Origin of the sequence: Pseudorhodoferax sp. LjRoot39, assembly GCF_964253035.1 — a bacterium.
Lineage (GTDB): Bacteria > Pseudomonadota > Gammaproteobacteria > Burkholderiales > Burkholderiaceae_C > Pseudorhodoferax.
The window spans coordinates 4137193-4161631 of sequence record NZ_CAXUQL020000001.1 but is presented as its reverse complement, the minus strand read 5'-3'; the positions used below and the strand labels follow the sequence as shown (position 1 = coordinate 4161631).

At 69.9% G+C, this 24439-nt stretch carries 21 protein-coding genes and 2 riboswitches; of the genes, 17 read left to right on the top strand and 4 right to left on the bottom strand.

What is annotated here, in order from left to right; genetic code table 11:
* Genes ACSQ4M_RS19345 through ACSQ4M_RS19335 form a run of 3 tightly spaced genes read left to right on the top strand, consistent with a single transcriptional unit; the run spans position 1 to position 2832 of the window.
* Positions 1 to 1401 carry an ethanolamine ammonia-lyase subunit EutB gene (locus tag ACSQ4M_RS19345; protein ID WP_436191050.1) on the top strand — a complete coding sequence of 467 codons (1401 nt, stop codon included), beginning with the start codon at positions 1 to 3 and terminating at the stop codon, positions 1399 to 1401.
* Positions 1398 to 2186: an ethanolamine ammonia-lyase subunit EutC gene (gene eutC / locus ACSQ4M_RS19340; RefSeq protein WP_436191049.1), complete on the top strand. Its 789-nt coding sequence runs from the start codon at positions 1398 to 1400 to the stop codon at positions 2184 to 2186. Before ACSQ4M_RS19345 ends, eutC begins: the two co-directional genes overlap by 4 nt.
* 55 nt (positions 2187 to 2241) lie before the next feature.
* Positions 2242 to 2832 (top strand): peroxidase-related enzyme, encoded by a 591-nt coding sequence (locus tag ACSQ4M_RS19335; RefSeq protein ID WP_436191048.1) that lies wholly within the window; start codon positions 2242 to 2244, stop codon positions 2830 to 2832.
* Position 2833: 1 nt separating this feature from the next.
* Here the strand turns inward: ACSQ4M_RS19335 and ACSQ4M_RS19330 are convergent, their stop codons facing one another.
* Both ACSQ4M_RS19330 and ACSQ4M_RS19325 read right to left on the bottom strand, forming a co-directional pair.
* Complete coding sequence (locus ACSQ4M_RS19330) at positions 2834 to 3256, bottom strand: acyl-CoA thioesterase (protein ID WP_436191047.1); 423 nt, start codon at positions 3254 to 3256, stop codon at positions 2834 to 2836.
* A gap of 4 nt (positions 3257 to 3260) precedes the next feature.
* A complete protein-coding gene (locus tag ACSQ4M_RS19325) occupies positions 3261 to 4043 on the bottom strand; it encodes an SDR family oxidoreductase (RefSeq protein WP_436191046.1) in 783 nt (260 codons plus the stop codon).
* Positions 4044 to 4208: 165 nt separating this feature from the next.
* Between ACSQ4M_RS19325 and ACSQ4M_RS19320 the strand changes: the two genes are divergently transcribed.
* The 13 genes from ACSQ4M_RS19320 (at position 4209) to ACSQ4M_RS19260 (ending at position 21524) form a co-directional block, all read left to right on the top strand.
* Positions 4209 to 5909 (top strand): electron transfer flavoprotein-ubiquinone oxidoreductase, encoded by a 1701-nt coding sequence (locus ACSQ4M_RS19320; RefSeq protein WP_436191045.1) that lies wholly within the window; start codon positions 4209 to 4211, stop codon positions 5907 to 5909.
* Positions 5910 to 6027: 118 nt separating this feature from the next.
* Positions 6028 to 7497 carry an alanine/glycine:cation symporter family protein gene (locus ACSQ4M_RS19315; RefSeq protein WP_436191044.1) on the top strand — a complete coding sequence of 490 codons (1470 nt, stop codon included), beginning with the start codon at positions 6028 to 6030 and terminating at the stop codon, positions 7495 to 7497.
* Between the two features lie 109 nt (positions 7498 to 7606).
* Positions 7607 to 8578 carry a TRAP transporter substrate-binding protein gene (locus ACSQ4M_RS19310; RefSeq protein WP_436191043.1) on the top strand — a complete coding sequence of 324 codons (972 nt, stop codon included), beginning with the start codon at positions 7607 to 7609 and terminating at the stop codon, positions 8576 to 8578.
* A gap of 59 nt (positions 8579 to 8637) precedes the next feature.
* On the top strand, positions 8638 to 9132 hold the full coding sequence (locus ACSQ4M_RS19305; protein ID WP_436191042.1) for a TRAP transporter small permease: 495 nt from the start codon (positions 8638 to 8640) through the stop codon (positions 9130 to 9132).
* A 24-nt stretch (positions 9133 to 9156) separates the two neighbouring features.
* Positions 9157 to 10434 (top strand): TRAP transporter large permease, encoded by a 1278-nt coding sequence (locus ACSQ4M_RS19300; protein WP_436191041.1) that lies wholly within the window; start codon positions 9157 to 9159, stop codon positions 10432 to 10434.
* A gap of 27 nt (positions 10435 to 10461) precedes the next feature.
* A riboswitch (glycine riboswitch) is annotated at positions 10462 to 10539 on the top strand.
* 15 nt (positions 10540 to 10554) lie between these two features.
* A riboswitch (glycine riboswitch) is annotated at positions 10555 to 10654 on the top strand.
* 58 nt (positions 10655 to 10712) lie between these two features.
* Positions 10713 to 11837, top strand: a complete 1125-nt coding sequence (gene gcvT / locus ACSQ4M_RS19295; protein ID WP_436191040.1) for a glycine cleavage system aminomethyltransferase GcvT — start codon at positions 10713 to 10715, stop codon at positions 11835 to 11837.
* A 28-nt stretch (positions 11838 to 11865) separates the two neighbouring features.
* A complete protein-coding gene (gcvH, locus tag ACSQ4M_RS19290) occupies positions 11866 to 12234 on the top strand; it encodes a glycine cleavage system protein GcvH (RefSeq protein WP_056901841.1) in 369 nt (122 codons plus the stop codon).
* 25 nt (positions 12235 to 12259) lie between these two features.
* The gene (gcvP, locus tag ACSQ4M_RS19285; RefSeq protein WP_436191039.1) at positions 12260 to 15136 is read left to right on the top strand and encodes an aminomethyl-transferring glycine dehydrogenase; all 2877 of its coding nucleotides are present in this window, start codon (positions 12260 to 12262) and stop codon (positions 15134 to 15136) included.
* A gap of 22 nt (positions 15137 to 15158) precedes the next feature.
* Positions 15159 to 17246, top strand: a complete 2088-nt coding sequence (locus ACSQ4M_RS19280; protein ID WP_436191038.1) for a PAS domain-containing hybrid sensor histidine kinase/response regulator — start codon at positions 15159 to 15161, stop codon at positions 17244 to 17246.
* Positions 17243 to 17887 (top strand): RluA family pseudouridine synthase, encoded by a 645-nt coding sequence (locus ACSQ4M_RS19275; RefSeq protein ID WP_436191037.1) that lies wholly within the window; start codon positions 17243 to 17245, stop codon positions 17885 to 17887. Before ACSQ4M_RS19280 ends, ACSQ4M_RS19275 begins: the two co-directional genes overlap by 4 nt.
* 90 nt (positions 17888 to 17977) lie before the next feature.
* Positions 17978 to 19219 carry an MFS transporter gene (locus tag ACSQ4M_RS19270; RefSeq protein WP_436191036.1) on the top strand — a complete coding sequence of 414 codons (1242 nt, stop codon included), beginning with the start codon at positions 17978 to 17980 and terminating at the stop codon, positions 19217 to 19219.
* A 68-nt stretch (positions 19220 to 19287) separates the two neighbouring features.
* Positions 19288 to 20238, top strand: coding sequence for a helix-turn-helix domain-containing protein (locus ACSQ4M_RS19265; protein ID WP_436191035.1), 951 nt, complete (start codon positions 19288 to 19290; stop codon positions 20236 to 20238).
* A gap of 98 nt (positions 20239 to 20336) precedes the next feature.
* On the top strand, positions 20337 to 21524 hold the full coding sequence (locus tag ACSQ4M_RS19260) for a serine hydrolase domain-containing protein (protein WP_436191034.1): 1188 nt from the start codon (positions 20337 to 20339) through the stop codon (positions 21522 to 21524).
* Positions 21525 to 21533: 9 nt separating this feature from the next.
* Here the strand turns inward: ACSQ4M_RS19260 and ACSQ4M_RS19255 are convergent, their stop codons facing one another.
* The gene (locus ACSQ4M_RS19255; RefSeq protein ID WP_436191033.1) at positions 21534 to 22856 is read right to left on the bottom strand and encodes an MgtC/SapB family protein; all 1323 of its coding nucleotides are present in this window, start codon (positions 22854 to 22856) and stop codon (positions 21534 to 21536) included.
* A gap of 59 nt (positions 22857 to 22915) precedes the next feature.
* Here ACSQ4M_RS19255 and ACSQ4M_RS19250 point away from each other — a divergent pair, with 59 nt between their 5' ends.
* Complete coding sequence (locus tag ACSQ4M_RS19250) at positions 22916 to 23866, top strand: RibD family protein (RefSeq protein ID WP_436191032.1); 951 nt, start codon at positions 22916 to 22918, stop codon at positions 23864 to 23866.
* 14 nt (positions 23867 to 23880) lie between these two features.
* On the opposite strand, the gene ACSQ4M_RS19245 is transcribed toward ACSQ4M_RS19250, so the two are convergent.
* On the bottom strand, positions 23881 to 24345 hold the full coding sequence (locus tag ACSQ4M_RS19245) for an AAA family ATPase (protein ID WP_436191031.1): 465 nt from the start codon (positions 24343 to 24345) through the stop codon (positions 23881 to 23883).
* Positions 24346 to 24439: the final 94 nt, after the last annotated feature.

Below are 24439 nucleotides of genomic sequence, written 5' to 3'. Positions count from 1 at the left end.
ATGCGCTACCGCACCACCCTCGCCGACCAGGTCTTCGCCTTCGACGACCTGCGCCAGGTGCTGGCCTGCGCCAGTCCGGCGCGCTCGGGCGACTACCTGGCCGGCATTGGCGCCGCGACGGCACAGCAGCGCATGGCCGCACGCCATGTGCTGGCCGACACGCCGCTCACGCAGTTCCTGAACGAAGCACTGATCCCCTACGAAGAGGACAACATCACGCGCTTGATCCTGGACACGCACGACACCGCGGCGTTCGCGCCGGTCGCGTCGCTGACAGTCGGCGAGCTGCGCAACTGGCTGTTGTCGGACGCTGCCGATGCCGTCACGCTGGCCACGCTGGCGCCCGGCCTCACGCCCGAGATGGTGGCCGGCGTCTCCAAGCTCATGCGCAACCAGGACCTGATCGCCGTGGCGCGCAAGTGCCGCGTGGTCACGCGCTTTCGCAACACCATCGGCCTGCCGGGCCGGCTGGCCGTGCGGCTGCAGCCCAACCACCCGACGGACGATCTGCGCGGCGTGGCGGCCTCCACGCTGGACGGCCTGCTCTATGGCGCAGGCGACGCGGTGATCGGACTGAACCCGGCCTCCGACAGTCTGCCCGTGCTGGGCCGGCTGCTGCAGTTGCTGGACGAGGTGATCGACCGCTTCCAGATCCCGACGCAAAGCTGCGTGCTCACGCACGTGACCAACACGCTGCGGCTCATGGAGGCCGGCGCGCCGGTCGATCTGGTGTTCCAGTCCATCGCCGGCACCGAGCGGGCCAACCTGTCCTTCGGCGTCACGCCCGAACTTCTGGACGAGGCCTGCGCCGGCGCCCGCGCGCTGGGCCGTGGCACGCTGGGCGACAACGTCATGTATTTCGAGACCGGCCAGGGCAGCGCCCTGTCGGCCGGTGCCCACCACGGCGTGGACCAGCAGACCTGCGAGGCGCGCGCCTATGCGCTGGCGCGGCGCTACCGGCCGCTGCTCGTCAACACCGTGGTCGGCTTCATCGGGCCGGAGTACCTGTACGACGGCAAGCAGATCATCCGCGCCGGCCTGGAAGACCATTTCTGCGGCAAGCTGCTGGGCCTGCCGCTGGGCTGCGATGTCTGCTACACCAACCATGCCGAGGCCGACCAGGACGACATGGACACGCTGCTGGTGCTGCTGGCTGCGGCCGGCGTCACCTTCGTGATCGGCGTGCCGGGCGCCGACGACGTGATGCTGAACTACCAGAGCACCTCGTTCCACGACGCGCTGTTCGTGCGCGAGACCATGGGGCTGAAGCGCGCGCCGGAGTTCGAGGCCTGGTTGGCGCGCATGCACCTGACGGATGGCGATGGCCGGCTGCTGCCGCTGGCCGCCAACCGCCTGCTGCAGGACATGGGCGGCCTGGCCGCGCTGGAGTCGCCCACATGACGCAGCCCAAGACCGGCATCACCGCCGACGCCTGGCAGGACTGGCGCGCGGCCACGCCCGCGCGCCTGGCGCTGGGCCGCGCCGGCCAAGGCATGCCCACCGACGAAACCCTGCGCTTCGGCTGGGCCCATGCGATGGCGCGCGATGCGATCCACGCCGCGCTGGACACCGCGACGCTGGCACGTGAGCTGCGGGCCGACGGCTGGGACAGCCGGACAGTGCGCAGTGGCGCGGCCGACCGTGCCACCTACCTGCGCCGGCCCGACCTCGGCCGCACGCTCGATGCCGACGACGCCCAGCGCCTGCGCGCCCAAGCGGCAGGCGGCTGCGACCTCTGCCTGGTCATCGGCGACGGCCTGTCCTCGCTGGCCGTGGCGCGCCATGCCGTGCCACTGCTGGCCGCGCTGCGCACGCAGCTGCCGGCCGGGCTGCGGCTGGCACCCGTGGTCATCGCCACGCAGGCGCGCGTCGCGCTGGCCGACGAGATCGGCGAAGCCCTGGGCGCACGCATGTCCGCCATCCTGATCGGCGAGCGGCCAGGCCTGTCCTCGCCCGACAGCCTGGGCATCTACCTCACGCACGGGCCCCGCCGGGGCTTGCACGATGCGCAGCGCAACTGCATCTCCAACGTGCGCCCACAAGGCCTGTCGTATGCAGCGGCCGCGTTCAAGCTGGCCTGGCTGGTGCGCGAGTCGCTGCGCCGCGGCCTCAGCGGCGTGGAACTCAAGGACGAGAGCGACCTGGCCGTGGTCGACAACGCCACGGCAGCGCGGTTGCCGGGCTGAAGCGCAGTCCGCCCGGCGCGGGTGGTACAACCGGTCCCCACAAAGGAGACCTCCCATGCCCCAACGCTACCCCCTGCCCGACCTCAACACCCTGCCCGAGGACCTGCGCACCAAGATCCTCGAAGTGCAGGAGAAGGCCGGCTTCGTCCCCAACGTGTTCCTCGCGCTGGCGCGCCGGCCGGCCGAGTGGCGTGCCTTCTTCGCCTACCACGACGCCTTGATGGACCCCGAGAGCGTGGGCCGCAGCAGTCCTTTGAGCAAGGGCGATCGCGAGATGATCGTCACCGCCACCAGTGCGGCCAACCAGTGCCTGTACTGCGTGGTCGCGCACGGCGCGCTGCTGCGCATCTACGAGAAGAAGCCGCTGGTGGCCGACCAGGTGGCCGTGAACTGGCGCAAGGCCGACATCACACCGCGCCAGCGCGCCATGCTGGACTTCGCAATGAAGGTCTGCGAACGTTCGCACGAAGTCGACGATGCGGATTTCGCCGCGCTGGCCGCCCATGGCTTCAGCGACGAGGACGCCTGGGACATCGGTGCCATCACGGCCTTCTTCGGCCTGTCCAACCGCATGGCCAGCTTCAGCGGCATGCTGCCCAACGAAGAGTTCTACCTGATGGGCCGCGTGCCCAAGGCCAGGAAGTAGTTCAGTCGGCCACGACGGCGCGCAGCCAGTCCGGCAGCGCCGCCGCCTTGCCGACCTCGTAGTCCACCCACATGGTGGTGCCGCCGCCCTCGGCGCAAACCACCTCGGGCGCGTCGGCGCGTGCCAGCGTCGCCCAGGTCTCGAAGGTGGTGCGCCCCGGGTCACTGACGAAGAGGCGCACGACCACCTCGCCCGGGTACTGCAGCTGCGCGTAGAAGTTGCAGAAGGCGTTGACGATCAGCGGCCCGGCGCCGCGGCCGTTGGCCATGCAGCCCAGCTGCTGGAACCAGTCCACGCGCGCGGTCTCGATGTAGCGGAAGTAGTTGGCATTGTTGAGGTGGCCCATGGCGTCCATGTCGCCCCAGCGCATGGCGATGCGCGTCTCGTAGACCAGCTTCTTGCGTTCGGGGATGGCGATCCGCATGGCGTCAGGCCGCGAAGCCGTCGTCGGCCGCGATCACGGCGCCGTTGACGAAGTGGCTCTGGTCGCTGGCCAGCAGCACGATCAGCGCGTCCAGGTCCTCGGGCTTGCCCACGCGCTTGCGCGGCAGCGCCTGCACCAGCTTTCGGCCCTGCTCGGTCTGCCAGTGCGCGTGGTTGAGTTCGGTGTCGATGTAGCCGGGGCACAGCGCATTGACGTTGATGCCGAAGCGGCCCCACTCCTGCGCCATGGCCCGCGTCATGTGCACCACGGCCGCCTTGGTCATGCTGTACACGCCGATCTGCGGCATGGCCTTGATGCCGGCCATCGAGGCCACGTTGATGATGCGCCCGCCCGTGAAGCTGCCCGGCGCCGCGCCGCTGGAGCGCGCCAGCATGCGCTTGCCGACCTCCTGCGCGACGAAGAAGGCGCCGCGCACATTGGTGTCGAACATGAAGTCGTAGTCGTCCTCCTCGACGTCCTGCAGCCGCTGCATGGTGCTCACGCCCGAGTTGTTGACCAGGATGTCGATGGAGCCGACCTCGGTCTCCGCATGCGCCACCGCCGAGCGGATGGAGTCGCGGTCGGTCACGTCCAGCTCGACCACGTGCGCGTCGCCGCCCTCGCCCTCGATGCGCGCGCGCAACTGCTTGAGCCGCTCCAGCCGCCGGCTGCCCAGCACCACGGCGGCGCCGGCCCGTGCCAGCACCTGCGCGAACTGCATGCCCAGCCCGCTGGACGCCCCCGTGACCAGGGCCACGCGGCCCGAAAGATCGATGCTGTAAGCCATGGCTGCCTCTTGTGCTGCGTCGCTGCGAAGCGGCCATTGTGACTGTCGCCAAGGTGGAAAGCCGTCCGCAGTCCTGTGCATAGAATCCCGGACATTTTTCGCGCGCGGACGGCCCGTGCCTGCGCCGCGCCCGACGCCTTTTTTTCCACGATCGAGACAGCCCACATGACGAACGAAGAAATCCTGGCCCAGTACGGCCCGCGCGAGGCCATGGAATACGACGTGGTCGTCGTCGGCGGCGGCCCCGGCGGCCTGGCCACCGCGATCCGCCTGAAGCAACTGGCCGCCGAAAAGGGCAACGACATCTCCGTCGTGGTGCTCGAGAAGGGCTCCGAGCCCGGCGCCCACATCCTGTCGGGCGCCATCATGGACCCGCGCGCGCTGACCGAGCTGATCCCCGACTGGAAGGAAAAGGGCGCGCCGCTGACCCAGCCCGTCACCGACGACGCCTTCATGTTCCTGTCCGAGACGGGTGGCGTGCGCACGCCCAACTTCCTGCTGCCGGGCTGCTTCCAGAACCACGGCAACTACATCGTGCGCCTGGGCTTCGTCGTCAAGTGGCTGGCCGAGCAGGCCGAGGCCCTGGGCGTGGAGATCTTCCCGGGCTTCGCCGCCGCCGAGGTGCTCTACAACGACGACGGCTCGGTCAAGGGCGTGGCCACCGGTAACCTGGGTGTGGGCAAGAACGGCGAGCCCACCGACGAGTTCCAGATCGGCATGGAGCTGCACGGCAAGTACACCGTGTTCGCCGAAGGCGCGCGCGGCCACCTGGGCCGCCAGCTCATCGCGCGCTACAAGCTCGACGCCGGCAAGGATCCCCAGAGCTTCGGCCTGGGCGTCAAGGAGCTCTGGGAGATCGACCCGGCCCGCCACCAGCCCGGCCTGGTGCTGCACAGCGCCGGCTGGCCGCTGGACAACAACACCTACGGCGGCGCCTTCCTCTACCACCTGGACAACAACCAGGTGGCGCTGGGCTTCATCACCGGCCTGGGCTACAGCAACCCCTACCTGAGCCCGTTCGAGGAATTCCAGCGCTGGAAGACGCACCGCAACATCCGCTGGTACCTGGAAGGCGACGAAGCCCACGGCATCAAGCATGGCAAACGCCTGGCCTATGGTGCGCGCGCCATCAACGCCAGCGGCCTGCTGGCCCTGCCCAAGACCGTGTTCCCGGGCGGCGCGCTGATCGGCTGCGAGGCCGGCTACCTGAACGTGGGCCGCATCAAGGGCAGCCACGCCGCCATCAAGACCGGCATGCTGGCAGCCGAGGCCGCGTACGACGCCGTGCAAGCCGGCCGCCAGCACGACGAGCTGAGCGCCTACCCCGAGGCCTTCGAGAAGAGCTGGCTCTACACCGAGCTCAACAAGGACCGCAACTTCAAGAACTGGTTCAAGAAGGGCCTGACGGTGGCCACCGTCATGAACGGCTTCGAGCAGTTCGTGCTCAAGGGCAGGATGCCCTGGACGCTGCACCGCACCCAGCCCGACCACGCCATGCTCAAGCCGGCCTCGGAGTGCAAGCCCATCGTCTACCCCAAGCCCGATGGCAAGCTGACCTTCGACAAGCTGTCCAGCGTGTTCATCAGCAACACCAACCACAACGAGCACCAGCCGGCCCACCTGACGCTCAAGGACGCCAGCGTGCCCGTGAACGTGAACCTGGCCAAATACGCCGGCCCCGAGGCGCGCTACTGCCCGGCCGGGGTCTATGAGTTCGTGAAGGACGATGCCACGCAGAAGGACCGCCTGCAGATCAACGCGCAGAACTGCGTGCACTGCAAGACCTGCGACATCAAGGACCCGACGCAGAACATCGTCTGGGTCACGCCCGAAGGCGGCGGCGGGCCGAACTACGCAGGGATGTAGGCCCGAAAGGTCGGCGGTGCACACCCACGCACCGCACCCCAAACCGGTGCAAACGCGTATACCGCCCTGGCACTTGGCTTGCTAAGGTTCTGTTCCTAGCAACCCAAAACCACACGCCATGGCAGAAATCGTCAGCAAGCTCAACAGTTACGTCTGGAGCCCGGTCCTCATCTACCTGTGCCTGGGCGTCGGCCTGTACTTCTCGATCCGCACGCGCTTCATGCAGGTGCGCGGCTTCAAGGAGATGATCCGGCTCATGTTCAAGGGCGAGAAATCGCCGGCCGGTGTTTCCTCGTTCCAGGCCCTGGCCATGTCGCTGTCCGGGCGCGTGGGCACCGGCAACATCGCCGGCGTCGCCACCGCCATCACCTTCGGCGGCCCCGGCGCCGTGTTCTGGATGTGGATGGTGGCCTTCCTGGGCGCCTCCACCGCCTACGTCGAGTCCACGCTGGGCCAGATCTACAAGGAGAAGGACGACAGCGGCCAATACCGCGGCGGTCCGGCCTACTACATCGAGAAGGCCATGGGCCAGAAGTGGTATGCCTGGATCTTCGCCGTGGCCACCGTCATCGCCACCGGGCTGCTGCTGCCGGGCGTGCAGGCCAACAGCATCGCCTCGGGCATCGAGAATGCCTGGGGCGTCGCACCGGCCGTCACCGCGGGCCTGCTGGCCATCGCGCTGGGCTTCATCATCTTCGGCGGGGTCAAGCGCATCGCCGCCTTCGCCGAGGTCGTCGTGCCCTTCATGGCGCTGGGCTACATCCTGATCGCGCTGGTCATCGTGGCCATCAACGTGGGCCAGGTCCCGTCCATGATCGCGCTGATCTTCAAGAGCGCCTTCGGGCTGGAGGCCGGCTTCGGCGCGGTGCTGGGCCTGGCCGTGGAATGGGGCGTCAAGCGCGGCGTGTACTCCAACGAGGCCGGCCAGGGCACGGGCCCGCACCCGGCTGCGGCGGCAGAGGTCTCGCACCCAGCCAAGCAGGGCTATGTGCAGGCCTTCTCGGTCTACATCGACACCTTGTTCGTCTGCTCGGCCACGGCCTTCATGGTGCTGTCCACGGGCATGTACAACGTGCAGGGTCCCGATGGCGCGATGCTCGTCAACAAGCTGCCCGGCATGGCCGCAGGCGCGGGCTACACCCAGGCCGCGGTCGAGTCGGTGATGCCAGGCTTCGGCGCCAGCTTCGTCGCGCTGGCGCTGACCTTCTTCGCCTTCACGACCATCATCGCCTACTACTACATGGCCGAGACCAACCTCAGCTACATCAACCGCAAGGCGCACAAGCCCTGGATGAGCTTCGTGCTCAAGATCGCGCTGATCGTCGCGGTGGTCTACGGCACCATCCGCAGCGCCGGCGTGGCCTGGGACATGGGCGACCTGGGCGTGGGCGTCATGGCCTGGCTCAACATCATCGCCATCCTGATCCTGCAAAAGCCCGCGCTGGCCTGCCTGCGCGACTACGAGAAGCAGAAGAAGGAGGGCAAGGACCCGATCTTCGATCCCGACGCACTGGGCATCAAGAACGCCGACCTGTGGCGCGAGATCCGCCAGCGGCAGATCGCTGCGGCCGCAAAGCCCAAGTCGTAGTACAAATCCTGAGGCGCACTGGTGCTGGTTTGAGGCATAGTCGCCACCGTTCGTGAAAGCGGCGCCCCAGGGCGCCGCATTTTTTTGCACCTCAGGGAAATACGACACCATGCAACTCACCCGCATCGCCGCCAGCCTCGTGCTGGGCATGGGCCTGGCCTGCGCCGCCTTCGCGCAGACCACCATGAAGATCAGCATCTCCACGGCCCAGAACTCGCACCAGGGCATCGCCATCGACACCTTCGCCAAGGAAGTCGAGAAGCGCACCGGCGGCCGCTACAAGGTCCAGACCTTCTACAACGGCGCCTTGGGCGGCGAGCGCGAGTCCATCGAGGCGGTGCAGCTCGGCACGCAGGAGCTGGCCTTCTCCTCCAGCGGCCCGATCCCCAACTTCGTTCCGGAGACCAAGATCCTGGACGTGCCCTTCCTGTTCCGCGACAAGGCCCATGCCCGCGCGGTGCTCGACGGCCCGATCGGCCAGGACCTGCTGGCCAAGTTCGACGCCAAGGGCTTCAAGGCGCTGGCCTGGGCCGAGAACGGCTTTCGGCACATGACCAATTCGAAGCGCGACATCAAGGCCCCCGAGGATCTGAAGGGCCTGAAGATGCGCACCATGGAGAACCCGGTGCACATCGCGGCCTACAAGGGCTTCGGCATCATCACCACGCCCATGGCCTTCCCGGAGGTGTTCACGGCCCTGCAGCAGGGCACGGTGGACGGCCAGGAGAACCCGCTGTCGGTGATCATCTCGGCCAAGTTCGACCAGGTGCAAAAGCACCTGTCGCTGACCGGCCACGTCTACTCGCCGGCCATCTTCGTCATGAACAAGGCCTCGTTCGACAAGCTCAGCGCGGCCGACAAACAGGCCTTCGTCGATGCGGCCAAGGAAGGCACCAAGGCCAACCGCGCCCGCGTGGACGAGGACGACGCCAAGGGCGTGGCCGATCTGCGTGCCAAGGGCGTGACCGTGATCGACAACCTGGACAAGGCCAAGTTCGTCAATGCGCTGACCACGGTCAATGCGCAGTTCGAGAAGGACTTCGGCAAGGCCAACCTGGACAAGATCCGCGCCGTGCAATAAACGCGCGCGCCGCCTCGACGCCCGCGTTCCGCGGGCTTTTTGTTTTTCCGGGCCCTGCCATGCGACAACTGTTCCTGCGCGTCGAACGCGCCACCACCTTCATCGCCCTCGTGGGTGCCTGCGCCATGCTGGTCGTGGCCGCCGCGCTGGGCGTGTTCCAGATCCTCACCCGCTTCGTGCTGGAGCAACCGGCCGAGTGGACCGAGGTGCTGATCCGCTTCTCGCTGATCTGGATGGTGTTCCTGGGCATTCCGCTGGCCTTCCGCCAGGGCGCGATGGTCAGCGTGGACGTGCTGTACCGCTGGAGCCCACCCGGCGTGCGGCGCGTGCTCGATGCCGTGGTCGCCATCGCCGCGCTGTCGCTGATCGGCGTGATCGTCTGGTGGGGCTGGGACTACGCGCAGCGCGGCAGCGTGCAGACCATGGCCGGGCTGGAGAGCCTGTCCATGTTCTGGGCCTACCTGGCGATGCCGGTCGGCGGCCTGTTCTGCGTCTTCGGCATCGTCGGCAACTGGCTCGACCCGCAGCGCAACGAGCTCGACACCGCCCAATAACAAGAACAACAGGAAAGGACCGCCATGACCCCCGTCATGATCTCCACCATGGTGCTGTGCTTCGCGCTCACCATCTCGGTGGCCGTCTCCATCGGCCTGGCTTCGGTGCTGGGCATCCAGGTGGCCAACGTCAACATGCTGATCTCCGTGAAGGAGATGTTCGGCGCCATCAACAAGTTTCCGCTGGCCGCGATCCCGTTCTTCATCCTGGCCGGCAACCTCATGGAGACCGGCGGCATCTCGCGCCGGCTGGTCGAGTTCGCCAAGAGCCTGGTCGGCGGCGTGCAGGGCGGCCTGCCCATGACCTGCGTGCTGACCTGCATGATCTTCGCGGCCGTGTCGGGCTCGTCCGTGGCCACCACCTTCGCCATCGGCGCCATCCTGATTCCGGCGCTCATCAAGCACGGCTATCCCACGAGCTACGCGGCCGCGCTGCAGGCCACCAGCGCCGAGCTGGGCGTGATCATCCCGCCGTCCATCCCGCTGATCCTGTACGGCGTGAGCGCCGAGGTGTCCATCGGCGAGCTGTTCATCGCCGGTTTCGGCCCGGGCATCCTGATCAGCGGCGCGCTGATGCTGTTCGTGTACCTCTACTGCAAGTGGAAGGGCTGGGGCAAGAACGACGGCGACGGCCGCCTCGGCGTCTTGCCGGCGACCTGGCAGGCCGGCTGGGCGCTGCTGATGCCCGTCATCATCCTGGGCGGCATCTACGGCGGTGTGTTCACACCCACCGAGGCCTCGGCCGTCGCGGTGCTGTACGCGCTGGTCGTGGGCATGCTGATCTACCGCGAGATCGGCCTGCGCGACCTGTTCCCCATCCTGCGCAAGTCGGTACTCTCCTCGGCCGTGATCATGTTCATCATCGCCAACGCGGGGCTGTTCGCCTTCCTGATCACGCGCGCCGGCGTGCCCGACGCCATCGGCCGCTGGCTGGAGGCCGTGCTGCAGTCGCCCGCGCTGTTCCTGCTGGGTGTGAACGCGGCGCTGTTCGTGATCGGCATGTTCATCGAGACCAGCGCCGCCATCATCGTGCTGGCGCCCATCCTCGCGCCCGTGGCCATGCACTTCGGCATCGACCCGGTGCACTTCGGCCTGATCATGGTGGTCAACCTCGCGCTGGGCATGATCACGCCGCCCTTCGGCGTGAACCTGTTCGCGGCCTGCACGGTGGCGCGCATTCCGCTGGACCGCATCATCGGGCACCTGATCCCGTTCGTGCTCGTGATCCTGGCCTGCCTGCTTGTCATCACCTATGTGCCGGAGCTGTCGCTGGCGCTGCGCGACCTGGCGTTCGCGAAATAGGGCTGTCCGCTGGTTAGAATCCGCGCCGTCAGGAGAGAGCCCGCCTCACAACGGGCCGCCGACGGCGCAGGACACCCGTCCGAACGCTCAGGCAAAAGGACTGACCCAGGTCTTGTGAAGACCTTCCTCACTGGAGAGAGGCCCGCCCCGAGCGGGTCCACCGAAGGGGCAACCCGCGCAAGCGGCGAATCTCTCAGGTAAAGCGGACAGCGAGGCAGCCCATGGCGCATTTCCTTCGGGGAGCGCCATGTTGTGTTTCTGCCTCCAGGAAGCCCGCCATGTCCGCCGAATCTCTGCTGCACACCCCCCTGCACGCCCTGCACCTCGAACTGGGCGCGCGCATGGTCCCCTTCGCCGGCTACAGCATGCCGGTGCAGTACCCCAAGGGCCTGATGGCCGAGCACCTGCAGGTGCGCGCGGCGGCCGGCCTGTTCGACGTCTCGCACATGGGCCAGCTGCGCCTGGAAGGGCCCGATGCGGCCGCTGCATTCGAGACCCTGATCCCGGTCGACGTGCTGGGCCTCGCAATCGACAAGCAGCGCTACGGCCTGCTGCTGGCGGACGACGGCGGCATCCTCGACGACCTGATGTTCGTGAACCGCGGCGAGCATCTGTTCGTGATCGTCAACGGGGCCTGCAAGCTGGCCGACACCGCACACATCCAGGCCCGCATCGGCCAGCGCTGCGCCGTCGTGCCGATGCCGGAACACGGCCTGCTCGCGCTACAAGGCCCCAAGGCCGCCTCCGCGCTGGCCCGCGTGGTGCCCGGCGTCGACAAGCTCGTGTTCATGACCGGCGGCGCCTTCGACTGGAACGGCGCGGCGCTGTACATCACGCGCAGCGGCTACACGGGCGAGGACGGCTTCGAGATCTCCGTGCCCGGCCCCTGGGCCGAGTCGCTGGCCCGCGCGCTCCTGGCCCAGCCCGAGGTGCTGCCCATCGGCCTGGGCGCGCGCAACTCGCTGCGGCTGGAGGCCGGCCTGTGCCTGTACGGCAACGACATCGACACCACGACCACGCCGGTCGAGGCGGGCCTGAACTGGGCCATGCAGAAAGTGCGCCGCACGGGCGGCGCGCGCGCGGGCGGTTTTCCCGGTGCCGACAAGGTGCTGGCCCAGTTGGACAGCAGCAGCCCCATCGAACGCAAGCGCGTGGGCCTGGTCGCACTGGAACGCGTGCCCGTGCGCGAGCACACCGCGCTGCAGTCTCCCGACGGCCAGGCCATCGGCGAAGTCACGAGCGGCCTGCTCGCCCCCAGCGTGGACAAGCCCATTGCCATGGCCTACGTGCGCGCCGACTTTGCCGCCGCCGGCACCAAGGTCAACGCCATCGTGCGCGGCAAGCCCGTGCCCATGGAAGTCGTCACCATGCCCTTCACCCCACCGCGCTACCACCGCGGCTGAACCCATTTCCCCAACCCGAGGACACACCATGATCAAGTACACCGAAGACCACGAATGGCTCAAGGTCGAGGGCGACACCGCCACCGTCGGCATCACCGTGCATGCGCAGGACGCACTGGGCGACGTGGTGTTCGTCGACCTGCCCGAAGTCGGCAAGACCCTGGCGCACAAGGACGTGGCCGGCGTCGTCGAGTCCGTCAAGGCAGCGGCCGACGTCTACATGCCGGTCGACGGCGAGATCACCGAGGTCAACGAGGCGCTGCGCGCCGACCCGGCGCTGGCCAACAGCGATCCGCTGGGGGCCGGCTGGTTCTTCAAGGTGAAGCTGTCGGATGCCTCGCAGCTCGACGCGCTGCTCGACGAGACCGCCTACAACGCCTTCGCTGCCAATAGCTAACGACACCCAACGGATCCTGCGCGCCATGGCCGAGACCACGCCCTCCCTGTCCGAACTCGAGAACCCCTCGGAGTTCATCGCCCGCCACATCGGCATCACGCCCGCCGACGAGGCCCGCATGCTGGCCGTGGTCGAAGCCTCCTCACGCCAGGAACTCGTGGCCGGCATCGTGCCGGCCAGCATCGCGCGGGCCGCCCCCATGCAGTTGCCTCCGGTGGCGAGCGAAGCCGCCGCGCTGGCCGAGTTGCGCGCCATCGCCGCGCAGAACCGCGTGTTCAAGAGCTACATCGGCCAGGGCTACCACGGCACGCTGACGCCGGGCGTGATCCTGCGCAACATCCTGGAGAACCCCGCCTGGTACACGGCCTACACGCCCTACCAGGCCGAGATCAGCCAGGGCCGCATGGAGGCGCTGGTGAACTTCCAGACCATGGTCACGGACCTGACCGGCATGGACATCGCCAACGCCTCCATGCTGGACGAGGCCACGGCCGCAGCCGAAGCCATGACGCTGGCCAAACGCAGCGTCAAGAGCAAGAGCAATGTGTTCCTGGTGGCCAGCGACTGCCATCCACAGACCATCGAGGTGGTGCGCACGCGCGCCGAGCCGCTGGGCATCGAGGTCGTGGTCGCGCCGCTGGCCGAGCTGCGCACGCAGACCGGCTTCGGCCTGCTGCTGCAGTACCCCGGCACCGACGGTGCGCTGCCCGAGGTGCAAGGCCTGGCCGATGCGCTGCACGCGCAGGACGCCGCGCTGTGCGTGGCGGCCGACCTGCTGGCCCTGGTGTTGCTGGCGCCCCCCGGAAGCTGGGGCGCCGACATCGTGGTCGGCACCACGCAGCGCTTCGGCATGCCCATGGGCAACGGCGGCCCGCACGCGGCCTACATGGCCTGCCGCGACGCCTACAAGCGTTCGCTGCCGGGCCGCCTCGTGGGTGTCAGCGTGGACGTGGAAGGCCGCCCGGCCTACCGCCTCGCGCTGCAGACGCGCGAGCAGCACATCCGCCGCGAGAAGGCCACCTCCAACATCTGCACGGCCCAGGTGCTGCCGGCCGTGGTGGCCAGCATGTACGCGGTCTACCACGGCCCGCAGGGCCTGACCCGCATCGCCCAGCGCACGGCGCGCCTGGCCGCCATCCTGGCGCGCGGGCTGCAAGCCATGGGCTTCGCGCTCGTGCACGGCGCCGGCTTCGACACGCTGGCCGTGCGCACGGGTCGCGAGACCTCGGCCATCCTCGACCGCGCCCAGCGCGGCCAGGCCAACCTGCGGCTGCTGGCCGAGGACTGCCTGGGCGTGGCGCTGGACGAGACCACCACGCGCGAGGACATCGTCTCGCTGTGGACCTGGTTCGCCGATGACGCATCCAAGGTGCCGGCCTTCGCCGCGCTCGAAGCCGGCGCGCCCGACCGCATCCCGGCCGCCCTGCGCCGCGCCACGTCCTTCCTCACGCACCCGGTCTTCAACACCCACCACAGCGAGACCGGCATGCTGCGCTACATCCGCGCGCTGTCGGACAAGGACCTCGCGCTGGACCGCAGCATGATCCCGCTGGGCAGCTGCACCATGAAGCTCAACGCCACCAGCGAGATGATCCCCATCACCTGGCCGGGCTTCGCCGAGATCCACCCCTTCGCGCCCGCCGACCAGCTGCAGGGCTACGCCACGCTGAACCGCCAGCTCTGCGACTGGCTCAGCCAGGCAACCGGCTACGCCGGCATCAGCCTGCAGCCGAACGCCGGCTCGCAGGGCGAGTACGCGGGCCTGCTGGCCATCCGCGCCTGGCACAAGGCCACTGGCCAGGGCCAGCGCGACATCTGCCTGATTCCCTCGTCGGCGCACGGCACCAACCCGGCCAGTGCGCAGATGGCGGGCCTCACGGTGGTCGTGACGGCCTGCGACGCCCAGGGCAACGTGGACCTGGCCGACCTCGCAGCCAAGTGCGAGAAGCACGCCGACCGCCTGGCCTGCGTGATGATCACCTACCCCAGCACGCACGGCGTGTTCGAAACCCAGGTCAAGGAGCTCTGCGCGCTGGTGCACCGGCACGGCGGCCGGGTCTACGTGGACGGCGCCAACATGAACGCGCTGGTCGGCGTGGCCGCGCCGGGCGAGTTCGGCGGCGACGTGAGCCACCTGAACCTGCACAAGACCTTCTGCATCCCGCACGGCGGTGGCGGCCCCGGCGTCGGCCCGGTCTGCGTGGTCGAGGACCTGCTGCCCTACCTGCCCGGCCACGACACGGCCGGCCTGGACCATGGCGGTGTGGGCGCCGTCTCGGCCGCCCCCCTGGGCAACGCGGCCGTGCTGCCGATCAGCTGGATGTACATCCGCATGATGGGCGCAGCCGGCCTCACGCAGGCCACCGAAACGGCCATCCTGTCGGCCAACTACGTCAGCGCGCGGCTGCGCGATCACTTCCCCACGCTGTACGCCTCGGCCAACGGCCATGTGGCGCACGAGTGCATCCTGGACCTGCGCGGCATCACCAAGACCAGCGGCGTGACGGCTGAGGACGTGGCCAAGCGCCTGATCGACTACGGCTTCCACGCGCCCACGCTGAGCTTCCCGGTGGCCGGCACGCTGATGGTCGAGCCGACCGAGAGCGAAACCCTGTTCGAACTGGACCGTTTCATCGATGCGATGATCGCCATCCGCGCCGAGATCCGGCAGGTCGAAGACGGAACATGGCCCACAGGCGACAACCCGCTCAAGAACGCTCCCCACACCGCCGCCACGCTGCTGCAGGCCGACTGGGCGCGCCCCTATGCGCGCGAGCTCGGCGCCGTCGCCAAGCCGGGCCAGGCCCTGGCCAAGTACTGGCCGCCGGTGGCGCGCGTGGACAACGTCTACGGCGACCGCAACCTGTTCTGCAGCTGCGTGCCGGTCGAGTCCTACGCCTGAGGGCGACGGCAGGCGGCGTCCGATGAACACGCCCGCCCGCCCACCGCTGGACATGCCGGCCGACGCGCCGGCCATCGAGAGCTACCAGCTGCCCCAGCTGATCCGCGACCTGCGCACCTACCAGGCCGAGCTGGAAAGCCAGAACAAGGTTCTGCGCTACAGCCAGTCCATGGCCGAAGCCGCGTCCGAACGCTTCGAGACACTGTTCTCCAGCGTGCCGCTGGCGCTCATGGTCATCGACGAGCACGACCTCGTGGTGCAGAGCAACTCGATGGCGCAGCGCTCGTTCCAGCCGACCGAGCGCGACCGGCCGCTCAACTTCCTGATGCCCTTCGTGAGCGCCGCCAGCGCCGCGGCCGTGCAGTCGGCCTTCGCCCAGGCCCGCACCGAGGGCCATGCCGAGGCCAAGGAGGTGCTGTTCCAGATCGGCGACGACGGCGCCATCACGGGCGACCTGCACATCGCGCGGCTGGACAATGCGCACGAACCCGTGGCGCACTTCATCTGCGCCGTGATCGACCAGGGCCCGCTGCTGGCCGAGCGCCGCGCGCTGCTGCAAAGCGGCGCCGAGCTGCAGCAGCGCAACGAGCAGTTGCGCCTGAGCGAGGCGCGGCTGGCGGACATCATCAACTCCTCGCTGGACGCCATCGTCTGCGTCGACCGCGAGCGCCGCATCACGGTGTTCAACCCCACGGCCGCCGCGCTGTTCCAGTGCCCCCCGGCCGACGCGCTGGGCAGCCCGCTGGAGCGCTTCTTCCCCGATGCGGCCGAGGTGCTGGCCATGCACCAGATTTCCACCGAGCTGCCGCCCACCGAGCTGCAGGCCCTGACCGCGCGGGGCACGGCCGTGCCGGTGGAGGTCAGCATGGCCTTCGGCGACACCACCACCGTGTTCGCACGCGACCTGACCGCGCGCAAGCGCGAGGAGGCGCAGCGCAGCGCGCTGGAGGTGCAGCTGCGCGAGTCGCAGAAGATGCAGGCCGTGGGCACCATGGCCGGCGGCATCGCGCACGACTTCAACAACATCCTGCACGCCATCCTGGGCAACGTGGAACTGGCCAAGGAAGACAGCGGCCTGAACAGTACGGCGCAGGAGAGCCTGCGCGAGATCGAGAAGGCCGGCCGGCGCGCGCGCGATCTGGTGCGCCAGATCCTGACCTTCAGCCGCAACGAAGCGCCGCGCCGCGTGCCCACCGACCTGGCCGAGGTCACCAGCGAGACCGAGCGCCTGCTGCGCGTGACCCTGCCGCCGCAGGTGGAGTTGCTGCTGCGCGTGCACCCCGGCGTGCCCGCGGTGCTGGCCGATCCCACCCAGGTCGAGCAGGCCGTGCTGAACCTGTGCACCAACGCCATCCAGGCCATCCAGGCCACGCCCGAGGCACGCGGCACCGTCTGGATCGAGCTGCAGAGCGAGGCGCCCTCGCCCGCCCGCTGCGCGCGGCTGGGCCTCGCGCCTGGCCACTATGCGCGGCTCAGCGTGCGCGACAACGGCCCGGGCATGGACCCGGCCACGCGCGAGCGCATCTTCGAGCCCTTCTTCACGACCAAGGAGGTCGGCCAGGGCACGGGCCTGGGGCTGGCGGTGGTGCACGGCGTCATGCGCAGCAACGGCGGCGCGGTGGACGTGCACAGCGAGCCCGGCCGCGGCAGCCACTTCATGCTGTACTTCCCGTCCACGAGCGAAGCCGCCGAGGCCGCCGCCAGCGCACCGCCCCCACCGGCCAGCGTGCAGGGCAGCGGCCAGCACGTGATGTACGTGGACGACGACCAGGCCCTGGTGTTCCTGGTCGAGCGGCTGCTGCGCCGGCGCGGTTTCCGCGTCAGCGGTTTCACCGACCCGCACGCGGCCACCGAGGCCCTGCGCGCAGAACCCCAGGGCTACGACCTGGTCGTGACCGACTACAACATGCCCGGCTACTGCGGCGTGGACCTGGTGCGCGAGGCGCGCGGCATCCGCGCCGACCTGCCCGTGGCGCTGGCCTCGGGCTACGTCACGGCCGAGATCGAGCGCGAAGCCATGGCCGAGGGCGCGCGCGCGCTGATCCACAAGCCCAACGACGTGCAGGAGCTGTGCGCTACGGTGCAGCGGCTGCTGCAGCAGAACGCTTGAGCGCAGACCTGCAGGTCGTCCATGCCGACGACGCACTGCTGGTGCTCGACAAGCCCGCCGGCCTGCTGTCCGTGCCCGGCCGCGGCCCCGACAAACAGGATTGCCTGGCCGTGCGCGCGCAGGCGCGCTACCCCGACGCGCTGGTCGTGCACCGGCTCGACATGGCGACCTCGGGCCTGGTGCTCATGGGCCGCGGCACGGCGGCGCAACGCGCCTTGTCGATGGCTTTTGAGCAGCGCCGCATCGGCAAGCGCTACGAGGCCGTGGTCGATGGCCGCTGGGATCTGCCGGCCGATGCCGACGGCTGGGGCCAGATCGACCTGCCGATCCGGCTGGACTGGCCGCGCCGGCCGCTGTCCATCGTCGACCCGGTGGACGGCCGGCCCAGCCGCACGCGCTGGCAACTGCTGGCGCGCGACGCGCAGAGCAGCCGCCTCGCGCTGGAGCCCGTCACGGGCCGTTCGCACCAGCTGCGGCTGCACCTGGCCGCGCAAGGCCATGCCATCCTGGGCGATCCGCTGTATGCCGACGCGGCCGTGCAGGCGTGCGCGCCTAGGCTGCTGCTGCATGCCTGCTGGCTCCAGCTGCAGCACCCGGCCGACGGGCGCGCGCTGCAGTTCGAGAGTCCCGCTCCGTTCTGAAGCCCAGACGCGCAGGCGACAGCCCTGCCCGCCGCAGCCAGGCCGCAGGACTATGCTTGGCCGCTCCCCACGACCAAGAAGAGACAAGCGATGTCCCGCTGGACCGCCGTGCGCCCCGTCCTCCCCATCCTCCTCGGCGCCTCGCTGCTGCTGAGCCTGGCCATGGGCCTGCGCCAGAGCCTGGGCCTGTTCATGCCGCCGCTCACGCGCGACATCGGCATCTCGGTGTCGGACTTCACCATTGCCATCTCGGTGCAGAACCTGGCCTGGGGCATCTTCCAGCCGTTCGCGGGCGCGCTGGCCGTGCGCGTGGGCTACCGGCCGCTGCTGCTGGGCGGCGCCGTGCTGTACCTGTTCGGGCTGGTGCTGCTGGCCACGGCCCAGGGCTTCCTGGGCGTGCTGCTGGGCGCCGGCGTCCTGATCGGCGCCGCCATGGCCTGCACCGGCAGCGCACTGGCCATGGCTGTGGCCGCGCGCTCGGTGCCGCCCGTGCTGCGCAGCACCGTGCTGGGCATGGTCTCGGCCGCCGGCTCGCTGGGCGCGCTGGTCGCCGCGCCGCTGGGCCAGGCCATCAGCCAGCAATCGGGCTGGCGCATGGGCGTGGTGGCCTTCGCCGTGCTGGCGCTGGCCATGCTGCCGGCGGCCTGGTGGGCCGGCCGCGTCGACCGCCTGCCCGCGCCGGTGCCGCCCGGCGGCGGCGCGCAAGAGGGGGCCGGCAGCGCGCTGCGCCTGGCGCTTGCGCACCGGCCCTTCGTCGTGATGGCGCTGGCTTACTTCGTCTGCGGCATGCAGCTGGTGTTCCTGACCACGCACCTGCCGGCCTACCTGGACCTGTGCGGCATGGACCCCATGCTCGGCGCGCAGGCGCTGGGCCTGATCGGTGGCTTCAACGTGCTGGGCAGCCTGTTCTTCGGCTGGGCCGGCGGGCGCTGGCCCAAGCAGGTGCTGCTGGGCCTGATCTACGTGCTGCGTTCCTTCGTCGTGGTCTGGTACTTCCACACCCTGCCCACGGTCGAGAGCACGCTGGTGTTCGCCTCCATCATGGGCTTCCTGTGGCTGGGCGTGGCGCCGCTGGTCTCGGGCTGGATCGCCGACACCTTCGGCCTGCGCTGGCAGGCCATGCTGGCCGGCGTGGCCTTCTGCAGCCACCAGCTCGGCAGCTTCCTGGGCGCCTTCGGCGGCGGCCTGGTCTACGACCTGCTCGGCAACTACCAGCTGGCCTGGCAGGTCGCCGCTGCGATGGGGCTGGCCGCGGGCATCACGCAGATCGCCTTCGCGTTCGTGGCCCGGCCGCCGCCCCGGCCACCGGGCACGCAGCCCGCGCCCGGCTAGCGTCCGCATGGCCGTGGGGCGCGCCGCCCGCCGTATGCTTGCGGCTTCCCGGCTGCCGAGACCGCCCCATGCGAAGCCTCCGTTCCTGGTCCACGCACGACCTGCCCGCGCCCCTGCAACTGCGCGGCTGGCGCGAAGCGCTGCACGCCACCGTGCTGGAGATGGATGCCGTGCCGCTGCAGCGGGAGGGCTTCTTCGGCAGCATCGAGCGCTGTGCGCTGCGGCGCATCCTGCCCCACCAGGCGCTCGGCGCACCGCAGCGCGTGTCGCGCTCGGCAGCCGAGATCGCCCGCGGCCAGCGCAATGCCTACTACCTGCTGTCGCAGCCCCGCCTGCCCTGGTGCGCCACCCAGACCGGCCGCACCAGCTGGCTGCAGCCCGGCGATGCGGTGCTCATCGACTCGCGCCAGCCGTACGACTTCGACTTCGGCGCGGGACTGGACGACCTGTCCATCGAACTGCCCATCGATTGGGTGGAGCACTGGGTGGCCGAACCCGCACGCCTGCTGGCCCGCCCCTTGCGCGGCGATGCGGGTTGGGGCCTGGCGCTGCGCGGCATCAAGGAAGCCTTGGTCCCGCGCGCGCTGGCCGAGCGGCCCGAGACGCAGGACGAACTGATCGAAGCCCAGTTGGGCGGCCTGCTGTCGCTGCTGGGCGACGCGCAGGGCGGCGGGCCGCGGCCGGCCAGCCGGGCTGCGTTCGAACGCACGCTGGCGGTCATGCGCGCGCGCTTCATGCAGCCGGGCCTGTCGGCCGGCGAGGTCGCCCTGGACGCGGGGCTGTCCACACGCTCGCTGCACCGCGCGATGGCCGCCCGGGGCAGCAGCTTCCTGCAGACGCTGATGCGGCTGCGCATCGACGCGGCCGCGGCCATGCTGAGCCAGCCGCGCTTTCGCGGCCTGGGCGTGGCGGAGATCGGCCGGCGTTGCGGCTTTGCCGATGCATCGCACTTCGCACGGCAGTTCGCACGGTTGCGCAAGACGACGCCACAGGCATTTCGCGCACAGGCCCTGCGCTGATGCGCTGGCGCAAAGCGGCCAGGTTCCTGGCGCGGGACGGCGCGCCGTCCCGCCGGCATGTGCCTAGACTGCCCCCCCACAACACACCAGGAGACGACATGGACATGAAGGCAAGCCTCGACAGCATCCTGGCCCGCGGCATCGCCGCCGGCCAGGCCCCCGGCGTGACCGCCATGGTGGCCGACCGCGACGGCATCCTCTACCAGGGTGCGGCCGGCGAACGCCTGCTGGGCAGCGGCGTGCCCATGGCGCCCGACACCGTGCTGTGGATCGCATCGATGACCAAGGCCGTGACCTCCGTGGCGGCGGTGCAGTGCGTGGAGCGCGGCCTGCTCGACCTGGACGCGCCCGCCGCGCGCGTGCTGCCGGCGATCGGCGCGCTCGGCGTGCTGACCGGCTTCGACGCCGACGGTAAGCCGCAGACCCGTGCGCCCAGGCGCCCGATCACGCTGCGGCACCTGCTCTCGCACAGCGCGGGCTGCAGCTACGAGATCTGGAACCCCGACATGCAGAAGGTGCAGGCGGCGCTGGCCATTCCAAGCGTCACCGAATGCCGACGCAAGGCACTGGAGCTGCCGCTGGTCGCCGATCCGGGCGAGCGCTGGGAGTACGGCCTGGGCATCGACTGGGCCGGGCAGATGGTCGAAGCCGTGACCGGCACCACGCTCGGCGAGTTCATGCGCCGCAACCTGTGGGAGCCACTGGGCATGCACGACACCGACTTCCGCATCGCGCCAAGCATGCGCGAGCGGCTCGCCGGCGTGCACCTGCGCGGCGCGGACGGCCAGTTCGCGCCCTTCCCGTTCGAGCTCACGCAGGAGCCGGAATTCCAAATGGGCGGCGGCGGCCTGTACAGCACGGTCGGCGACTACACGCGCTTCATGCGCATGGTGCTCAACCTCGGGCAGCTCGATGGCGAACGGGTGCTCAAGCCCGAGACCGTGCAGCACCACCTGATGCTCAACCAGAGCGGCAACTGCCACGTGCGCCTGCTGAAGGCGGCCATCCCGCTGACCGCGGACGCCGAGTTCTTCCCCGGCGTGCGCAAGCGCTGGAGCCTGGCCTTCCAGATCAACGAGGCGCCGACCTTCACGGGCCGTCCGGCCGGCAGCCTCTCGTGGGCCGGGCTGGCCAACAGCTTCTACTGGATCGATCCGCAGACGGGCATCGCCGGCGTGCTGGCCACGCAGACCTTCCCGTTCGCCGACCCCGGGGTGATGGACCTGCTGTATGCCTTCGAGAAGGGCGTGTACGACCAACTGCGGCCGGCGCGCGCGGCAGGCTGAGACCTTGCGCTAGCGGGCCAGCCGGCCCAGCGCTGGCAGCCACTGCGTGAGCCAGGGCTCGAGCTGGCGCGCCAGCAGCAGCCCCGCCAGGCCGGCCGCACCCACGCCCAGCATGGCGGCGCCCAGCCGCACGATGAGCCCGCGCTGGCCGGTGCGCAGCACGAAGGACAGGCTGAACGCCATGCTCGTGAACGAGGCCAGCACCGCGCCCGTGCCGGCAACGCCCGGCGCCAGGCTGCCTTGCGCGGCCAACGTGGCGGCGGCGGCCACCGCGCTGGCGCTGGACATCAGGCCGCCGACCATGCTGACGAAGTAGAAGCCCGCATCACCGAACTGGCGCTGCGTGAGTGCGCCCACCACGTGCAGCAGCAGGAACACCACGCCGTACTTGAGCGCCTGCGGCAGCGAGAACGGCAGGTCCAGCGTGATCGCCGGCGCTGGCGCCTGCGCCGTGCCGCGCCGCCCGCGCAGGCTGGCCAGCACCAGGCCCAGGCAGCACAGCAGCATCAGGGCGAACGCGCCCAGCGAGCCCAGCAGCGCCAGCGGCGCGAGGATGGCCAGCAGCGTGGCATTGCGCAGCAGCATGGCGGCAGTGGCCAGCAGGATGCCGCGCAAGGCCGTGTCCTGCAGCGCACCGGCGGACTGGCGCACGCGCGCCGCCATCTCGATCACCGTGAAGTTGCTGTTGACCAGCCCGCCCAGGAAGCCCGAGATCTCCGCCCCGCGCGCACCGTAGAGCTTCCACAGGATGTAGTTCACGAAGCCGATGCCGGCGATCAGGATCACCGTGACCCAGGCCGCGCGCGGCTCCACCAGGCCCAGCGGGCCGATGCTGCCGGCCGGCAGCGCCGGGTAGATTACGATGGCCAGGATCGCGAGCAGCAGCGCCGAGCGCAGCTCGCTCTCCGACAGCCCCATGGAGAAGCCGGCCAGCCGCTCCTTCCAGGCCAGCAGCGCGGTGGCGATGACCATCACCGCGGCCGGTGAGATGGTATGGCCCAGACCGCACAGGATGCCCGCCATGCAGGTCACCAGCATCGCCGCCGAGGTCGTGAGTTCGGCGCCCTGGTTCGCGCGCAGCGTCTGCACGTTGAGCACCACGGTCAGCATGCCGGTCAACGCCAGTGTCGCCAGCGCGAACGGCGTGCCCAGCGAGCCGCCCAGCGCGCCGAGCAGGGCCACGAAACCGAAGGTGCGCAGGCCCGCCTCCTTGCCGCGGCGCTCGCGCTCCAGGCCGATCAACAGGCCCAGCGCGAGGGCCAGCGCCAGCCGCACCAGGATCTGCACATAGGGCCAGCTTTCGGCCGGCAAGGGAGAAGACGATTCGGGCATCGCGGACCAGTGTAAGACCGTGTTTCCGCTGCCGTCCGGGGGCTGGCGGCGAAGGCTTCATGGCCTACAGTGGCACCGACCAGGCACTGCTAGCATGGCCCGCAGCCGCCCGCGCCAGCCCGGCGCGCGCCTGTCCCCGGGAGAAGACCCTGAGCGCTGTTCCCCTGCCGCACACCGGCATCGAAGCCCTGTGGCCGTTGTGCCTGGCCCTCGCGCAGCGCCGGCGCGAAGGCCGGCCGCCGCAGGTCGACGGCATGCCCTTGCGCTGGTCCGAGGCCGGTGGTTACGCCCTGCGTCCGGGCTGGGATGCCGAGGCCGAACAGCTGTTCGCGCTGCTCAAGCCCTTGCTGGACCGCCAGGGCAGCAACGCCGACTGGACCATCGCACAGCTCGGCCAGAGCCTGGACGGCTGCATCGCCACCCACTGCGGCGACGCCTTCTACGTCAACGGGCCCGAAGGCCTCACGCACCTGCACCGCCTGCGCGCGCTCTGCGACGCCGTGATCGTGGGCGCCAGCACCGCGAGCCTGGACAACCCGCAGCTGACCACGCGCCATGTGGCCGGCCCCAACCCCGTGCGCGTGGTGCTGGACCCGCGACTGCGCGTGCGTGCCGACGCGCGCGTGTTCCGCGACGGCGCGGCGCCGACGTTGCTGGTCTGCATGGCTGCCTGCCGCGCGCAGGCCGAGGCCCGGCTCGGTGCCGAGCACGTCATCGCGCTGGCACCCGGCAGCGATGGCCAGCTGCCGCTGCCGGCGCTGCAGGCGGCACTGGCCGCGCGCGGCCTGCGCACGCTGTTCGTCGAAGGCGGCGGTGTCACGGTCTCGCAGTTCGCACAGCAGGACTGCCTGGACCGGCTGCACCTGATCGTCGCGCCCGTGGTCATCGGCGCCGGCCGCCCCGGCCTGCAGGTGCGCCGCGCCGACGCGATGGCCCAGGCCCTGCGGCCGCCCACACGCACCTTCGCCATGGGTGGCGACGTGCTGTGGGACATGGACCTGCGCGGCTGAGTCTTGCTGCCGGGTCAGCCAGGACGACCGACATGCACGATGTCGGCGAAGCCCTCCTGCTCTGTCGGCGGCTCGATGGCCGCGAAGACATTGCGCAGACCCTGCGCGTTGACCAACTCGTCGGACGGCCGGGACGCATTGCGCTGCAGGCAGAGTGCCAACGGCGTGTGGAACCACACCGCCACGGCCCTGACACCGTGCTGCTGGGCCGTTGCAAGAATGGGGGCCCGCTCCGCGCGCTTCACGAGAATAGCGTCGAAGACGACCGCGCTCGGCTCGCGGCCGATGCACGCGCGAGCCCAGGTGCTTTTCCCCGCCCCCTGGGCGCCGACAAGCACGTACAGCGTGCCGGTTGGGCCGGCTTCGGTCAGCACCCGCGGCAGTAGCGCAAAGCACTGCTGCCATGCCCGGGCATTGCGCTCCGGTGTGAAAACCCTGGCCGTGGGGGTCTCGAGAAAGAAATCTGGATTGATGTGCATGCGGATCAGTGCGGCGTTCGATGGATCTTCCATCGGCAAGCGCGGAGCGGTCTGCGCGGTCGGCCACCTGGCATCGTCTGCGTCGTAGCGTCCC

Excerpts from the sequence above, each read along its gene's own strand:
- ACSQ4M_RS19345 (WP_436191050.1), top strand. The coding sequence starts at position 1 with ATGCGCTACCGCACCACCCTCGCCGACCAGGTCTTCGCCTTCGACGAC.
- eutC (WP_436191049.1), top strand. The coding sequence starts at position 1,398 with ATGACGCAGCCCAAGACCGGCATCACCGCCGACGCCTGGCAGGACTGG.
- ACSQ4M_RS19335 (WP_436191048.1), top strand. The coding sequence starts at position 2,242 with ATGCCCCAACGCTACCCCCTGCCCGACCTCAACACCCTGCCCGAGGAC.
- ACSQ4M_RS19330 (WP_436191047.1), bottom strand. The coding sequence starts at position 3,256 with ATGCGGATCGCCATCCCCGAACGCAAGAAGCTGGTCTACGAGACGCGC.
- ACSQ4M_RS19325 (WP_436191046.1), bottom strand. The coding sequence starts at position 4,043 with ATGGCTTACAGCATCGATCTTTCGGGCCGCGTGGCCCTGGTCACGGGG.
- ACSQ4M_RS19320 (WP_436191045.1), top strand. The coding sequence starts at position 4,209 with ATGACGAACGAAGAAATCCTGGCCCAGTACGGCCCGCGCGAGGCCATG.
- ACSQ4M_RS19315 (WP_436191044.1), top strand. The coding sequence starts at position 6,028 with ATGGCAGAAATCGTCAGCAAGCTCAACAGTTACGTCTGGAGCCCGGTC.
- ACSQ4M_RS19310 (WP_436191043.1), top strand. The coding sequence starts at position 7,607 with ATGCAACTCACCCGCATCGCCGCCAGCCTCGTGCTGGGCATGGGCCTG.
- ACSQ4M_RS19305 (WP_436191042.1), top strand. The coding sequence starts at position 8,638 with ATGCGACAACTGTTCCTGCGCGTCGAACGCGCCACCACCTTCATCGCC.
- ACSQ4M_RS19300 (WP_436191041.1), top strand. The coding sequence starts at position 9,157 with ATGACCCCCGTCATGATCTCCACCATGGTGCTGTGCTTCGCGCTCACC.
- gcvT (WP_436191040.1), top strand. The coding sequence starts at position 10,713 with ATGTCCGCCGAATCTCTGCTGCACACCCCCCTGCACGCCCTGCACCTC.
- gcvH (WP_056901841.1), top strand. The coding sequence starts at position 11,866 with ATGATCAAGTACACCGAAGACCACGAATGGCTCAAGGTCGAGGGCGAC.
- gcvP (WP_436191039.1), top strand. The coding sequence starts at position 12,260 with ATGGCCGAGACCACGCCCTCCCTGTCCGAACTCGAGAACCCCTCGGAG.
- ACSQ4M_RS19280 (WP_436191038.1), top strand. The coding sequence starts at position 15,159 with ATGAACACGCCCGCCCGCCCACCGCTGGACATGCCGGCCGACGCGCCG.
- ACSQ4M_RS19270 (WP_436191036.1), top strand. The coding sequence starts at position 17,978 with ATGTCCCGCTGGACCGCCGTGCGCCCCGTCCTCCCCATCCTCCTCGGC.
- ACSQ4M_RS19265 (WP_436191035.1), top strand. The coding sequence starts at position 19,288 with ATGCGAAGCCTCCGTTCCTGGTCCACGCACGACCTGCCCGCGCCCCTG.
- ACSQ4M_RS19260 (WP_436191034.1), top strand. The coding sequence starts at position 20,337 with ATGGACATGAAGGCAAGCCTCGACAGCATCCTGGCCCGCGGCATCGCC.
- ACSQ4M_RS19255 (WP_436191033.1), bottom strand. The coding sequence starts at position 22,856 with ATGCCCGAATCGTCTTCTCCCTTGCCGGCCGAAAGCTGGCCCTATGTG.
- ACSQ4M_RS19250 (WP_436191032.1), top strand. The coding sequence starts at position 22,916 with ATGGCCTACAGTGGCACCGACCAGGCACTGCTAGCATGGCCCGCAGCC.
- ACSQ4M_RS19245 (WP_436191031.1), bottom strand. The coding sequence starts at position 24,345 with ATGCACATCAATCCAGATTTCTTTCTCGAGACCCCCACGGCCAGGGTT.